This is a genomic window from Rhizobium sp. 2YAF20 (genome assembly GCF_052114685.1).
Taxonomy (GTDB): Bacteria; Pseudomonadota; Alphaproteobacteria; order Rhizobiales; family Rhizobiaceae; genus Rhizobium.
This window is the reverse complement of the sequence record NZ_JBFRFF010000036.1, coordinates 1-14,396: the sequence shown is the minus strand read 5'-3', so window position 1 is coordinate 14,396 and position 14,396 is coordinate 1. Positions and strand designations below refer to the sequence as shown.

At 58.7% G+C, this 14,396-nt stretch carries 10 protein-coding genes; 6 read left to right on the top strand and 4 right to left on the bottom strand.

The window, feature by feature from the left end; all coding sequences use genetic code 11:
• The first annotated feature begins 28 nt into the window (after window positions 1-28).
• From AB4Z52_RS28285 to AB4Z52_RS28275, 3 genes are all read left to right on the top strand, one after another.
• On the top strand, window positions 29-1,219 hold the full coding sequence (locus AB4Z52_RS28285; protein ID WP_442221205.1) for a mandelate racemase/muconate lactonizing enzyme family protein: 1,191 nt from the start codon (window positions 29-31) through the stop codon (window positions 1,217-1,219).
• Window positions 1,220-1,296: 77 nt separating this feature from the next.
• Window positions 1,297-2,685: an MFS transporter gene (locus AB4Z52_RS28280; protein ID WP_442221204.1), complete on the top strand. Its 1,389-nt coding sequence runs from the start codon at window positions 1,297-1,299 to the stop codon at window positions 2,683-2,685.
• A 570-nt stretch (window positions 2,686-3,255) separates the two neighbouring features.
• The gene (locus tag AB4Z52_RS28275; protein WP_442221203.1) at window positions 3,256-5,028 is read left to right on the top strand and encodes an adenylate/guanylate cyclase domain-containing protein; all 1,773 of its coding nucleotides are present in this window, start codon (window positions 3,256-3,258) and stop codon (window positions 5,026-5,028) included.
• Window positions 5,029-5,451: 423 nt separating this feature from the next.
• On the opposite strand, the gene AB4Z52_RS28270 is transcribed toward AB4Z52_RS28275, so the two are convergent.
• The 4 genes from AB4Z52_RS28270 to AB4Z52_RS28255 all read right to left on the bottom strand — a co-directional run bounded on the left by AB4Z52_RS28270 (window position 5,452) and on the right by AB4Z52_RS28255 (window position 10,748).
• On the bottom strand, window positions 5,452-5,610 hold the full coding sequence (locus AB4Z52_RS28270) for a winged helix-turn-helix transcriptional regulator (protein ID WP_442221202.1): 159 nt from the start codon (window positions 5,608-5,610) through the stop codon (window positions 5,452-5,454).
• A 155-nt stretch (window positions 5,611-5,765) separates the two neighbouring features.
• Window positions 5,766-6,380, bottom strand: coding sequence for a TetR/AcrR family transcriptional regulator (locus tag AB4Z52_RS28265; protein WP_442221201.1), 615 nt, complete (start codon window positions 6,378-6,380; stop codon window positions 5,766-5,768).
• A gap of 142 nt (window positions 6,381-6,522) precedes the next feature.
• Complete coding sequence (locus tag AB4Z52_RS28260) at window positions 6,523-9,633, bottom strand: efflux RND transporter permease subunit (RefSeq protein WP_442221200.1); 3,111 nt, start codon at window positions 9,631-9,633, stop codon at window positions 6,523-6,525.
• Entirely contained in the window at window positions 9,633-10,748 is a 1,116-nt protein-coding gene (locus AB4Z52_RS28255) for an efflux RND transporter periplasmic adaptor subunit (protein ID WP_442221199.1), read from the bottom strand. Before AB4Z52_RS28255 ends, AB4Z52_RS28260 begins: the two co-directional genes overlap by 1 nt.
• 99 nt (window positions 10,749-10,847) lie before the next feature.
• On the opposite strand from AB4Z52_RS28255, the gene AB4Z52_RS28250 reads away from it, so the two are divergent.
• The 3 genes from AB4Z52_RS28250 (at window position 10,848) to ftsZ (ending at window position 13,997) form a co-directional block, all read left to right on the top strand.
• Complete coding sequence (locus tag AB4Z52_RS28250; protein ID WP_442221198.1) at window positions 10,848-11,435, top strand: TetR/AcrR family transcriptional regulator; 588 nt, start codon at window positions 10,848-10,850, stop codon at window positions 11,433-11,435.
• A gap of 197 nt (window positions 11,436-11,632) precedes the next feature.
• Complete coding sequence (gene fabF / locus AB4Z52_RS28245; protein ID WP_442221197.1) at window positions 11,633-12,931, top strand: beta-ketoacyl-ACP synthase II; 1,299 nt, start codon at window positions 11,633-11,635, stop codon at window positions 12,929-12,931.
• Window positions 12,932-12,992: 61 nt separating this feature from the next.
• Complete coding sequence (gene ftsZ, locus AB4Z52_RS28240; RefSeq protein ID WP_442221196.1) at window positions 12,993-13,997, top strand: cell division protein FtsZ; 1,005 nt, start codon at window positions 12,993-12,995, stop codon at window positions 13,995-13,997.
• Window positions 13,998-14,396: the final 399 nt, after the last annotated feature.

Genomic DNA, 14,396 nt, shown 5'->3' with positions numbered 1-14,396 from the left:
GTCAAAAAAGGGTTGAGAGGAGAACCGCATGAAAATCGAACACGTGCAGGCGTTCATGTCCAGGGACAAGGACCGCCCACGCGTCCTCTTGTCCATTCGGACGGATGACGGGATCACCGGATGGGGAGAATGCTACAATCACGGTCCTGACAGGGCCCTCATTCCGATACTTGAATACCTGTCTACTTTTATTGCCGGCCACGATCCGCGCCGTATCGAATATCTCATCCAGCTGCTGATGCAGCAGTCGCGCTTCCCACCGGGCGCCTTGGGGCTGGCGGCTATCTCCGCCATCGACCATTGCCTTTGGGATATCTCCGCCAAGGCGCTGAACGTGCCCGTCTACCTGCTGCTCGGCGGCAATGCGCGTGATCGGGTGAAGGTTTATGCAGGGGTCTATACGGCTCCCGATCCTGTCCACGCCCGCGACGAAATGGCGGCTCTGAACGAGGGCTGGGGCTTTTCCGCCTTCAAGCTCAGCCCCTATCGCATCGACATCCATGCCAACCGGTGGGGCGAAGTGGTGCGGACAAGCGCAGAGTACTTTCGCGAGCTTCGCGAGACGGTCGACAGCAGCTTCGAGATCGCCTTCGATGCCCACGCCAAGATCTTTGAACCGCGCCAAGCAGTCCAGCTCGGCAATGCCCTTGCTCCCTACGACCCACTGTTTTTCGAAGAGCCGATCCGACCAGAGAATTTCGAAGCCTGGGGCGAGCTTCATCGGGAGCTCAAATGTACGCTCGCCACGGGTGAATCCCTTTACAGCCGTTTTGAGTTCCTTCGTCTACTGCAGGTCCGCGGCTGCGACATCATTCAACCTGACATCTGCGTCGTCGGCGGCCTCCTCGAGATGCGCAAGATTGCCGCAATCGCCGAGGCGCACTACGTGACGATCGCCCCACACAATCCAATGGGTCCGCTGGCCACTGCGGTGAACCTGCACTTCAGCGCGTCTCAGCCGAATTTCCGCATCCTTGAATATCGCCTGCCGAACCAGACGGCCGCCTCCAACGGCACAAGGCTGCTTCGCGGCCAGACCATGGGTGACGCCCATTACGTCCTTGATCCCTATGTGCCCAGGAACGGTCACCTCGAGCTGCGGCCGGACCGCCCTGGCTGGGGCGTCGAGGTCGATGAGGAATATCTCAAAACCGACCGCTACGTGCATTGGGAGCGCAAGGTCCCAAGCAGGCCGGATGGGTCGACAGCTTACATGTGACATCGCATTCGCGAGCGATCTTGCGGGAGAGAAGATCGTCAACGCCCTTAAACAGGGCTGTTATGGGAGGGAATACTATGAAACCGAGCGAGCCCGTTCGATCCGGCTACCAGCGATTTATCGTTCTTGCGCTGATTACCATCGTTCTTGCATTGAGTACCGGCGACCGGGCGACGCTGTCCGTGGCTGGACCGGGAATTGCGCGAGACCTGGGGATTACCCCTGTCAACATGGGCTGGTTGTTCTCCGCCTTCTCCTGGAGCTATTTTCTGTCGCAAGTGCCGTCCGGCTGGCTGGTCGACCGTACGGGGGCGAAGGCTGCCATTCTGGTGTCGCTTGCCGGATGGTCGGCGACAGTGTTCTTGGTCAGCGGTGTTGGCTGGATCGCCTTTCCCGTTGTCGCCTTGTTCATTCTGCGTCTTATACTCGGGCTTCTGGAGGGCCCGGTTGCACCCGCCTCGGCGCGCATCATAGCGGCTTGGTTTCCCTCCGATGAACGCGGCGTTGCCGGCGCCATTTTCAATTCGGCGCAGTATCTGGCTTTGGCGGTGTTCACGCCCCTTATGGGCGCTCTCTACCACTATTTCGGCTGGGAATCGATCTTCTCGGTGATGGGCGGTCTGGGCCTCGTGCTTGCCATTGTCTGGAGCCTGACATATTTCGCGCCCAGCCAACATCCGCGCGTTACGCGGTCCGAGCTCGACTACATCAAGTCGCGCGGCGCCTTGACGGAGGTCGGTGCGAAACCGGCAGCCGATGCGCCGCCGCCGCTTGCAACTCGTCAGGCCATCAAGCAGATTCTGACAAACAGGATGCTAGTTGGAATCTTTCTGGCGCAATATTGCATCGCGTCGCTCTCGACCTTCTTTATCTCCTGGTTTCCAAGCTACCTCGTCGAAGCCCGTCATTTTTCGATGCTTCAGGCTGGGTTTGTCGCCTCACTGCCGGCGATCTTCGGGTGCATCGGCGGGGTGACGACAGGCTTCTTTTCCGATTGGCTGCTTCGCCGGACCGGCTCATTGAGCCTCGCCCGCAAAATACCGATCACTCTTGGGCTGGGTCTGAGTGCGAGCATCATTCTCTGCAATTACACCGAGGTCAATTTTATCGTGGTGGCGATCATGTGCTCAGCCTTCTTCGGAAAAGGATTTGGGGCGCTCGGCTGGACAGTCGTCGCAGACACGGCGCCGAAAGAGGCAATCGGGTTGACCGGGGGACTATTCAATGCTGCGGGCAGTGTCGGTGGCATCATTACCCCGGTTGCCATCGGCTATATCATCCAGGGCACGGGCTCGTTTCATGGCGCTCTGCTTTATGTCGGCCTCCATGTGATCTGCGCTGTTGTCAGCTACTGGCTGCTGGTCGGGCCTATCGAACGTTTCACGCTTTTGCCATCCGAGCCGGTATCGATGGGCGCGGGCGAAATAACGACGCTGGTCGAAGCCCCATCTGGGTCGAAGACCTAATAGCACTGTTTCGAGGGCATTGGCTGTTCTGCTGTTATTTCCACGCGGAACTGGGCCGGGTTTGGAATGAACCCTTGGGGCTGGACCAGCGAGGGGATCAAGGAGGCCTTGCGAACTGGTATGATAATGCGGACGGGCCACTGGGCTTGTGGAGTCGCTGGGCCAACGACGTGCTGGGGCAACCAATATCAGGCGGCCACGTTTTCCCCGAGGAGCGGCCGGCAATCACAGTCGAGCTTCTCGGCGCCTCTCTGAAAGCCAACCGCGTTCTTGATTGATTGACAGCTCTGGGGCCGGAAGCAGACTGGCAACTGCAGGCTGCGGATATTCAAAGAGCGGACATTCGGGTGGGTGCGGACATCGTCGTGACCTGACCCTGAGTGGGCTTTCGGACGACCGCGTTGCACGGCCGGGAGCATGACAGAGCAGTCGTTGCGTGGGGTCACAACGTCGGCTGCGTCCCATGAGCCATGGCCAACTCGATCTCAACCAAGATCGCTTTGAGCAGCGGCTAAAAGTTCTTTCTTGCCCTCTGTCTCCCTGCTATCGTGGAAACTAGGAGACTGCGCCATGAGCGAGAACCGAAAGCTGGCTGCAATCCTGGCCGCGGACGTGGTTGGGTACAGCCGGCTTGCCGGCGCCGACGAGGATCTCACCCTGGCGAGGTTGCGGACACTGCGCAGCGATCTCATCGATCCGACGATCGCCGTGCACCATGGCCGGGTGGTGAAGCGCACCGGCGATGGTGCGCTGGTCGAGTTCCGCAGCGTAGTGGACGCCGTGCGCTGCGCCATTGAGGTGCAGAACGGTATGGTGGAGCGCAATGACGGCGTCCCGCAGGACCGTCGCATTGAGTTCCGGATCGGTATCCATTTGGGCGACGTCGTCGAGGAAAGCGACGGCGATCTGATGGGCGACGGCGTCAACATCGCCTCGCGATTGGAGGGCGTCGCCGCGGCCGGCGCGATCTGCCTGTCCGAGGATGCCTATCGCCAAGTCAAGGCGAGGCTCGACCTCTCGGTCAGCGATCTCGGCAGCACGCAGCTCAAGAACATCGCTGAGCCGATCCGGGTCTATTCGCTGCAAGTCGGCAGCGCAGGGACCAAGTTAGCCGCGACCTCGGAAACCGCGACGAGCCAACCGGCGACGGCAGCACCGCCGAAGCTGTCGATCGCCGTCCTGCCCTTCGCCAACATGAGCGGTGACGCCGAACAGGACTACTTCGCCGACGGCATCTCGGAAGACATCATCACGGCGCTATCGAAGCTGTCGCAGCTCTTCGTCATCGCTCGCAATTCGTCGTTCACTTTCAAGGGCAAGAACGTCCATGTGCAGGAGGTGGGCACGAAGCTCGGCGTGCGGCATGTACTTGAGGGCAGCGTACGCAAATCGGGAAACAGGGTACGCATCACCGCGCAGCTCATCGACGCGACCACCGGCGGGCATCTATGGGCGGAGCGGTTCGATCGCGACCTCACCGACATATTCGCGGTTCAGGACGATGTCACGCAGCAGATCGTCGGCGCGCTGGCGGTCAACCTGACAGAGGGCGATCGGCAAAGACTTGCGCCGGGGCAGACCCGGCACCCCGAGGCGTATGACTGCTTCTTGCGTGGCCGAGAGCTGTGGCACCGGTTGACGAAGCAAACGAACAGCGACGCCCGCGACCTTTTGCAACGTGCCGCCCAGCTAGACCCGAACTTCGCCTCAGCGCACGCCTTCCTCGCCCTTACCCACGGGCTCGACTACCTGAACCGGTGGAGCGCGTTGCCGCAGCGCTCGATCGAGCAAGCCGAAGAGGCTGCGACGATGGCGGTAGCGCGGGATGATAGCGATCCCGTGGCACACTGGGCACTGGGTCTGGTCAAGCTTTACTCGCGACAGCACGATGGAGCCATCAGCGAGGCCGAGCGTGCGATAGTCCTCAATCCGAACTTCGCCGAAGGGCAGGTCAGCCTCGGCGAGGCACTCATCTATTCAGGCAGATCCGAGGAGGCACTCGCCTATTTCGATCGGGCGAGGGTCCTGAACCCGTACTTTCCCGATGTCGTTCTCCACTTTCAGGCCTTGGCGTTGTTTCAACTGGGAAGGTACGAAGAGGCCGTCGAACCGTTGCTGCAGCGCGTGAGCCGCAACCCCGTCACCGATGTCTCGCGCGCGCTTCTGGCCGCCTGTTACGGGCACCTCGGCCGTTTCGAGGAGGCTCGCGCGACGTGGCAAGAGGTGCTGCGCGTCAATCCCGACTACTCCTTGGAATACCGTCGCAAAGTCTTGCCCTTCAGGAACCCCGCCGATTTCGAGCTCGTCGTGGAGGGGCTACGCAAGGCCGGTGTTGTACAATGACGGTGATTAATGTCCGATCTTGAACCTGTTGCCGCCATTTGCACAGAGGAAGAGCAATAGCCAGTGCCGGAGCAACGACGACCTCCAGCGTGATCGCCAGCAAGATCTGCTTTCAGGAAGCTGCGGTGTCGTGCAGGACTGCGCTTCGCTCAAGGCCGCAAGGCGAGGCCAATCAGAGGTGTGTTGCCATGGTCTATCTTGTCGGACCGCTCTGCTCGGGGGTCAAGACGGAGTGCATGGGTGAGGTCACAGGTGAGGTCGTCTAACCCACTGGCTGTTTTGTGGTACCTCCGACAATAAGCTGACTGTCAGCATCCCACCCGTAGGCGTCGTCGATGTCAGACTGATCTGCATCCAAAGTGGGAAATGATTTCCCGTGGTAGATCCGGGGCCGACAGCGGAATGACAGCTTTCATGCTCTGATCATGTCGTCATAATGCCGCCTTCCACGTGCTTCTTCAGACGGACCGACAGGATATTTTTCGCAAGGCCAAGACTCTCTTGGAATTCACCAAAGCGCTGTTTCCCTCGGATCGCGGCACAGACGATCAGCAGCGACCACCGGTCCCCTATGACATCCAAGGACCGAGCTATGCCGCAATTTGCCCCCTCAGATCCGTCCTCTTTCCTTTCAAACCAAGCTCCACTGCAGTTACATGTTGGTCGCAAGATAAAACCTATCCCGGTGGTTGCAATCGAGACGAAGTCATATTTTCGGTTGCATCTAGCGGACAATGCTAGTCAGGACAGCGGAGAGCTCTGAATATAAAACGGATTTGGTCACGCAGGCCCACCTCGGTATGTTCGCCGCTTTGGACTCCCTGCTCGACCAGAATGGGGTGGTAGAACGGCATGAAGGCGTTCATTATACTCCGGGCGGATTGCGCGGCATCTTCAACATCAAACTCGTGTGCGTCCATCCCTTCGCGAACAATCGTCTCGATGATCACCACGATCTGGTCACTATGGGCTCTGATGATTGCCCAGTTCTCCTCCGTTGCTGCGACGATCAGATCGTGGACCGGCTTCTCTTTGATGAACGTCGTTTTCCTTTTCTGGTGGAGGATATTCAGAAGATCTACGAGCTTCTCGTGAGCCGGCGTCTGCATCCGTGCGATTGCATCTGCGCACTGAGCAGTTTCCGCGAAGAAGCGGTCACAGATCGACCTGTTGATTGCGGCCCTAGAGGGAAAAAAACGGTAGATATTGGCGCTACTCATTCCGAGGCGGGATGCAATGTCAGCCACCGATGTCTTTTGGTAACCGATGCGGCGAAAGTGCTCTTCCGCTACATCCAGAATCCGCTCCCGAAAGAGGTCGACGTCAATCTCTATACGGGTACGGTGGCTCATAGCGTCTCCAGCGCGAGGTTTCTGACCAATCGACGTTCCTGGACGTCTCCGATTTTTGCCGGTGATCCGCTTCTCTAACGGGCATCGGTAAGCACGGGAAATAGCCCGTGAAAAACCGGCGCGACGTCTTGAACACGGAACGCTACTCAGCGGCCGTTGCCCTCGGTGGCTCCAGCTCTTCAATCGTGTCTCCGTGGCTCTCCTCTCTCGTCGGCTTGATCCGGAACCACACAGCGTAAAGTGCCGGAAGGAAGAGCAGGATCATGACCGTGCCTGCCGCCGTTCCGCCAATCAGTGTATAGGCCATCGATCCCCAGAACACCGAATGGGTCAAAGGTATGAAGGCCAGGATCGCGGCAAGCGCCGTCAGGATGACAGGGCGCGTCCGCTGCACAGTCGCTTCAATGACAGCGTGATAATCGTCGAGACCGGCAGCCTGGTTCTCCTTGATCTGCTCTGTCAGGATCAGCGTGTTGCGCATCAGGATACCCGCAAGTCCGATCAACCCGAGAATGGCGTTGAAGCCGAAGGGCTGATTGAACAGAAGTAACGTCGGGACCACCCCGGCAAGCCCGAGGGGCCCGGTCAACATGACCATGGTCATCGTTGACAGGCTGCGAACCTGCAGGATGATGACGATCAACATGGCTGCAATCATGGCCGGGAATATCTGGACCAGTGCGACATTGGCCTTGAGCGATTCCTCGATATTGCCGCCCATTTCGATGCGATACCCGACGGGAAGCGATGCGATCAGCGGCTGAAGTGCCTTCATGACTTGCTGTGAGACCTCAGGGGGCTGCGTCGCCTCGTTGATATCGGATCTTATCGTGATAACCGGCGTTCGATCGCGACGTTTCAGGATCGGCTCCTCAAACCGGATCTCGGAATGTCCGATCTGATCGAGTGGCACCTGACGACCATTCCTGCTCATCAGCGAGAAATCGCCCAGCCTTGACGGATCAAGTCGGTTTTCACCGGCGCTGCGGGCGACAACGGGGACGTTTCGGATGTTGTCGCGTACCTGGGTGACCGGAATGCCGCTGAGCAGCAACTGCATCTGCTGGGCTGCCTCAGAGGGAGAGAGACCAATCTGATTGAGCCTGTCCTGATCCGGAACGAACCGCAGCACAGGGGTTCGGTTGCCCCAATCCCGGTTGGCCTGGCGGACATCAGGCACGCCTTTCATAATGGCGAGGGCTTGCTCGGAAATCTTGTAGAGTTCGTCCTGATCCGGTCCCATGATCCGAAACTCGACGGGGAACGGCGTGTAAGGCCCGAATACAAGCTGCGTTACACGAACGGACGCCTCCGGAACGAGCCCCTCCGAGATAGCCGCACGAAGACGATGCTTCAGTTCCTCGCGCGCATGCGCATCAGGGGTGAGCACGACGACCTTGGCGAAGGCAGGATCGGGCAATTCTGGCGCCATGGCGAAGAAAAAGCGTGGAGCGCCCTGCCCTACATAGCTGGTGACGATTTTTGTTTCCGGCTGAGTTTTCAGCCAGCCTTCGACTTTCTCCACTGCGGCCGTCGTGGTTTCGATGCTCGTGCCCTCGGGCATGCGAACTTCGACCAGCACTTCTGGCCGATCCGATGTCGGGAAGAACTGCTGTTTCACGCTTCCCATCCCCACAACCGAAACGGCCATGGTGATGCCGACCACGGCGCATACCATGAATTTATGGCGAACCGCGAACTCGATGAAGGAGCGCAGGCGGCGGTAGTTCGGCGTGTCATAGATGGCGTGGTGACCGCCCTCGACTGGCTTAATGTCAGGCAACATTTTCACCCCGAGGTAAGGGGTAAACGTCACCGCGACGATCCAGGAAACGATCAGGGCAAAGCCCACGACCCAGAAGATGTTGCCGGCATATTCACCTGCGGTCGATCTGGCGAAACCAACCGGCATTAGCCCGATAATCGTGACGAGGGTGCCGGATAGCATCGGCGCCGCCGTATGGCTCCAAGCATAAGCGGCCGCCTCGATACGGTCCATGCCTTCCTCCATTTTCACCACCATTACCTCGATGGCAATGATGGCGTCATCCACGAGAAGGCCGAGCGCAAGGATCAACGCGCCGAGCGTGATTCGGTCGAAAAAACGGCCGGTTTCCAGCATAATGAGAAAGACGACAGCGAGCGTCAGGGGTACCGCGAGCGCCACAACGATGCCGACACGCCAGCCGAGTGCGATCAGGCTTACAAACAGCACTACGCCAAGCGCCATGGCGAACTTGAGCATGAACTCGCCGACCGCCTCTTCGATGTTGACAGCCTGGTCGCTGACTTTGGTAAGCGTCATGCCCAGTGGCAGTGTCTGCGCGATCGCGGCAGATCGCGCTTCAAGCGCCTTGCCGAGCTCAAGGCCGTTCCAGCCCTGCTGCATCACGGCGCCCAGCATGATTGTGGGCTCACCCTCGTGGCGAATGATGTAGGTTGCGGGATCCTCATAGCCGCGCCGCACATCCGCTAAATCGGAAAGCTTCAGTGTCCGTCCAGCCGCCACGATCGGCGTGTCGGCAATCGCCTGCACGCTGTTATAGGCTCCGTCGAAACGGATAAAGACCTGTGGCCCACGCGTGTCGATGGAGCCGGCCGGTGTAACGGTATTCTGTCTCTGCAACGCTGCGGCGATATCGGTTGCCGATATTCCCAGCGTCGCGAGCTTGGCATAGGAAAATTCGACGAAGATCTGTTCGGGGCGTTCTCCCAGGATGTTGATTTTCTTGACGCCGGGAACATGCAGGAGATCCTGGCGGATGACCTCGGCCTGCCGAACGAGGTCGCGCATCGGCATCCCCTTCGCCTTCAGTGCGTAAAGGCCGAAGCTCACGTCGGAATATTCATCATTGACAAAGGGACCGATGACGCCGGGCGGGAGATTTCGAGCCTCATCGCCAAGCTTCTTGCGTGCCTGATAGAACTCGTCTTCGACTGCACTTGCCGGAGTATTGTCCTTGAGCGTCACTGTGAGGTAGGCATAGCCGGGCCGGGTTGTCGTTTCGACCCGGTCGTACCAAGTGAGTTCCTGGATGCGCTTTTCAAGTGGCTCAGCGACAAGATCCTGCATTTCACGCGCGGTGGCGCCCGGCCAAACTGAAGTAACGGTCAGTGTCTTGATGGTGAAGGAGGGATCTTCGGCGCGTCCCAACTTGATAAAGGCATACGCCCCTGCGGCAGCCAGAAGAACAATGAAGAATAACGTAATGGCGCGTTCTCGAACAGCGATGGCGGAAAGATTGAAACTCATTATTTTGCCACCTCTTGCTGCGAGGCAATCCTGACGGTCGTGCCATTGTCGAGAAGATGCGCGCCGAGGGCTACGATCTGCTGTCCAATGCCAATCCCTGTGACAAATGCCGTCTCCTCGCCGATCTGCTGGACTTTGACCGGGGTGAACGTCACCGTAGATGGGGTGCCGTTGACAACCCACACGCCGGTCCGGCCACCGTCGTCCAGGATGGCGCCGACAGGAATAGCAACCTCGGACTGCTTGCCCATGTCCTGGATTTTGATCGTCACCGTCGAACCCAGCGGAGCAATGGCGGCGGCGCCATCTAGGACATAGCGTGCCTCGTAAGTGCGGGTCTGGGGATCGGCAGCGTCGGATATCTGACGCAGGCGAGCCTTGCCGCTAAGAGCACTGCTTCCGTAAACACTGGCCTCCGCTTCCGATCCTATGTCCGGCCGCAACGTCTCGGGGAGCCAGACGACAGCTTCGCGCGGTCCGGCTTGGGCGAGTTGCACAACCGTCTGGCCTGCTGCCACGACCTGCCCAGGATCTCCAAGAGTCTGAACGACGGTTCCATCCGAGTCCGCAAGCAGAACTGAGTATGCGGCTCCGTTTTCTGCGACCTTGGCATCCGCTTCAGCCGCGGCAAGCTGCGCCGTGGCAGTGTCGAGTGCAGCCTTGGCCTGTTCATATCTTTGTGGCGTGGCAGCCAGCCCATTCTTCACCAGCGCCGCATAGCGTTTCTCGTCGGCTTGTGCCTGGACCAGGACAGCCCGCGCTGCGACGACCGTATTGCGCTTGGCCGTGAGGGCCAGTTGAAGATCCGTTTCGTCGATCCGCATTAGGGGCACGCCCTGTCTCACCTGTTGGCCCACATCGACCATTCGCTGTATGATTTTACCGGGAACGCGAAATCCGAGGTTGCTCTGAACGCGGGACGCGACCGTACCGGTGAACTGCCGTTCCGCCGCTCCTGTCTCCTTCGCCTCTGCCACCCTAACCAGTGGTGCAACTGTCCTTGGATCGGCGGCCTCGGCTTTCCGTTCGGTCGTTTCGAAACTGAGGAAAACGGCGACGGCGGCTGCCGCTGCTCCCGCCACACCCACAAAAGTCAGGACATGTTTGCGTTTCATTTTTGAGTTCTCTTCTTGACGAATGATCCAGATGAATTAGATTGCGATCTAACTCTATTTGATATATAGATGTCCAACGAAATCTAATCGGAGACCGAAATGAGAGTCACCCGTGCACAGGCAGAAGAAAATCGCGAAACGGTGATCAACGTCGCAAGCCGTCTGTTTCGCGAGCATGGTTTCGATGGGATCGGGCTGAAGGATCTGATGAAAGGTGCCGGCCTGACGCAAGGCGCATTCTACAAGCAGTTCTCGTCAAAGGACGATCTTGCTGCCCTGGCATCAAGACGTGCGATGGAAAGCGCCACACGCAGATGGTCGACAGCGGCAGCCAAAAGCTCTGATCCACTCGAAGCGGTCATGGAGTTCTACCTCTCCCAGGACCATCGTGGAGAGAAGTCCGACGGATGCCCTTTGGTGGCGTTGGGCGCGGATGCGGCGCGGCAAATTGAAGAGGTTCGACGCCCGTTCGAGGACGGGATTCGGGCTCACTTTCAGGTGCTGGATGAGTTGATGCACGAAGCAAAAGGCTCCAATCCCAGCGGCAAGGCAATGGCGATACTGTCCCTGATGGTAGGTGCCGTCACGCTATCCCGCCTCATTGAGGAAGAGAATTTATCGCAAGGCATCCTTGACGCTGCGGCTGGTGAAGTCAGACGCATTGCAAGTGGTGACGGTGGCGCCTGAGGCGATGGCTGTCATCCAAAAGGAATTACGGGGTTCAATTGTCCGATGGAAATGACCTGGTCGAGTTGATCTTCAGGCCGAATAGCGTTTTGGCCCCGCGAAACTGCATGTTTCGAGACATGGTACCGGCTGCTTCGCCGGCTGGTAAACCCGAGGTGCACGCACTTTATTGTAATGAGAAGACAGGCGGAAATTATATGCGTCGAATCGTTGTAACGGGAATGGGAGCCGTAAGCCCCCTTGGAGCGAATGTCGATATCGCTTGGTCGCGCCTTCTTGCGGGTCAGAGCGGTATTCGGCGGCTGGGGGACGATGTCGTCGGAGACCTCCCGTCCAAAATAGGGGGGGTGGTTCCCTCCATCGCTGAAGACTCCGAAGGAGGTTTCGATCCCGATGAGGTCATGGCTCCGAAGGATCAACGCAAGGTCGACCGATTCATCCTCTTCGCATTGGCGGCCGCTGAAGAAGCGGTTGCTCAAGCGAAGTGGAAGCCGCTTTCGAATGATGACCGGCTACGAACAGCGACGATCATCGCTTCGGGCATCGGGGGGTTTCCCGCGATAACCGAAGCGGTTCGCACCGTCGATCAACGCGGTGTCCGCCGTCTTTCACCTTTCACCATTCCATCGTTTCTCGTCAACCTTGCAGCAGGACAGGTCTCGATCCGCTTCGGCTTTAAAGGCCCCCTCGGTGCGCCGGTGACAGCATGCGCGGCCGGTGTCCAGGCGATCGGCGATGCGGCCAGACTTATCCGTTCAAACGAGGCCGATATTGCCATATGTGGCGGAACGGAAGCCTGCATGAATATCGTCAGTCTCGGTGGATTTGCTGCGGCCAGGTCTCTTTCGACCGGCTTCAACGAAACGCCGAGCCGGGCGTCGCGCCCCTTTGACATGATGCGGGATGGCTTTGTCATGGGCGAAGGAGCTGGCATCCTGGTCATCGAAGCCCTGAGCCATGCGCTCGCTCGCGGCGCCACCCCGATTGCCGAACTCGTCGGATACGGTACCACAGCCGATGCCCATCATATTACTTCCGGTCCCGAGGACGGAAACGGTGCGTGCAGAGCGATGGAGATCGCCATTGCGCAGGCTGGCATAAACCCGCGTGAAATCGGTCACCTGAACGCGCACGCGACGTCCACGCCGGTCGGAGATCTCGGTGAAATCAGGGCCATCAAGAGTGTTTTCGGTTCCGACAATACCATTGCTGTCAGCGGGACGAAATCAGCAACGGGACACCTGCTTGGCGCGGCAGGAGGGCTGGAAGCTATCTTCACGATTTTGGCGCTCGGCAACCAGATAGCACCACCGACCTTGAACCTGAATTCGCCCGATCCGGAAGCCGACGGTATCGATTTCGTCGCGAACAAGGCGCGACGGGTGGAGATGGAATACGCAATATCCAACGGCTTCGGCTTCGGAGGGGTCAATGCCAGCGCAATATTCCGACGCTGGGCTGAGGGCAGCCCTGACCGCTCAACCTCCGTTCGCTGATGCGAATTCTCGTCCTCACAACCAAGTCAGACTGTGTCGCTGCTAAGGAGGTCGATCCACTATGAGGCCAACAATAGTCACTCCGCAAAACATCGTTGAGCTAAAGCCAAGAATCACGGTCATTGGCGTTGGCGGTGGCGGCGGAAATGCTGTGAACAACATGATCGCGCAGAAGCTCGAGGGCGCAGAATTCATCGTAGCGAACACCGATGCACAGGCTCTTTCCACGTCAAAAGCGTCGCGGCTTATCCAGCTCGGTCTCACCGTTACAGAGGGGCTGGGCGCCGGTTCGCTTCCTGAAATCGGACATGCAGCGGCCGAGGAAACGATTGATGAGATCATGGACCATCTGGCTGGGACGCATATGTGTTTCGTGACCGCGGGCATGGGGGGCGGAACTGGAACTGGGGCCGCACCCGTCATCGCTCGCGCCGCCCGCCAGGCGGGGATATTGACGGTTGCCGTTGTTACCACGCCATTTGCTTTCGAGGGCACGCATCGAATGCGGGCAGCCCAGCAAGGCATTGAGCGTCTCAGCGACAGCGCTGACACGGTCATTGTCATTCCCAATCAGAATCTATTCCGTGTGGCCGATGCGAAGACAACTTTCGCCGATGCCTTCGAAATGGCGGATCGGATTCTTTACGCAGGCGTTGGCTCGGTTATCGATCTGATTGTGAAGGAAGGGCTGATCAACCTCGATTTTGCCGACGTAAAGTCAGTGATGCGCGGCATGGGTCGAGCAATGATGGGCACCGGTGTAGCGGCTGGTGAGGGCCGCGCCAGAGCCGCTGCGGAAGCAGCGATTGCAAATCCCCTTTTCGACAATGCGTCGCTGGGAGGAGCGAAGGGGTTGCTCGTCTCGATTTCCGGCGGACCGGATAGGACCCTTTTCGAAGTGGACGAAGCAGCAACTCGCGTGCGTGAAGAAATCGATGCCGACGCCAATATCGTTGTCGGCGCGACGTTCGACGATGCGCTTGACGGAAAATTGAAGGTGTCAGTTGTTGTAACCGGATTGCGGCAACCGGCAGAAGTGATCTTTCTTGCAGAGCGCATGGGGTGAAGCCACGCCTCTTGCCTTGTGGCGAGCATATGCTTGCAGAACGGGTGAATTGTCGAAGGGGCCAAACTTCTCGGCGAGGAGCGAAATGGCAAGCATGGAAAACTTAAAGAGGAGCAGAAGCAAGGAAGGTTCCGCATGCTGAAAAAATCGGGACCGGCGACCTTTCTTCTCCGGGTCGCCCAGCCGAAAGCGCCAGCGCCCCTTATGACAAGGAGCAACGCAATGGATGGACAGCATTGCATCGAGCCGACTGAGGATGCCGGATTTGAGCTAGATCCGCTTGCGGTAACGGCGGCGAAGATCGTTCTCGCGACCATCGCGAACCTCTTCGAGGACAAGATGCTTACGTTCGCAGAGCTGAATGTCTTATATCAACTGTCGACTGCCGGGGCAGGTTTC

What these genes read in the sequence shown, in the direction of transcription:
- AB4Z52_RS28285 (WP_442221205.1), top strand. Translation starts at nt 29, where the DNA reads ATGAAAATCGAACACGTGCAGGCGTTCATGTCCAGGGACAAGGACCGC.
- AB4Z52_RS28280 (WP_442221204.1), top strand. Translation starts at nt 1,297, where the DNA reads ATGAAACCGAGCGAGCCCGTTCGATCCGGCTACCAGCGATTTATCGTT.
- AB4Z52_RS28275 (WP_442221203.1), top strand. Translation starts at nt 3,256, where the DNA reads ATGAGCGAGAACCGAAAGCTGGCTGCAATCCTGGCCGCGGACGTGGTT.
- AB4Z52_RS28265 (WP_442221201.1), bottom strand. Translation starts at nt 6,380, where the DNA reads ATGAGCCACCGTACCCGTATAGAGATTGACGTCGACCTCTTTCGGGAG.
- AB4Z52_RS28260 (WP_442221200.1), bottom strand. Translation starts at nt 9,633, where the DNA reads ATGAGTTTCAATCTTTCCGCCATCGCTGTTCGAGAACGCGCCATTACG.
- AB4Z52_RS28255 (WP_442221199.1), bottom strand. Translation starts at nt 10,748, where the DNA reads ATGAAACGCAAACATGTCCTGACTTTTGTGGGTGTGGCGGGAGCAGCG.
- AB4Z52_RS28250 (WP_442221198.1), top strand. Translation starts at nt 10,848, where the DNA reads ATGAGAGTCACCCGTGCACAGGCAGAAGAAAATCGCGAAACGGTGATC.
- fabF (WP_442221197.1), top strand. Translation starts at nt 11,633, where the DNA reads ATGCGTCGAATCGTTGTAACGGGAATGGGAGCCGTAAGCCCCCTTGGA.
- ftsZ (WP_442221196.1), top strand. Translation starts at nt 12,993, where the DNA reads ATGAGGCCAACAATAGTCACTCCGCAAAACATCGTTGAGCTAAAGCCA.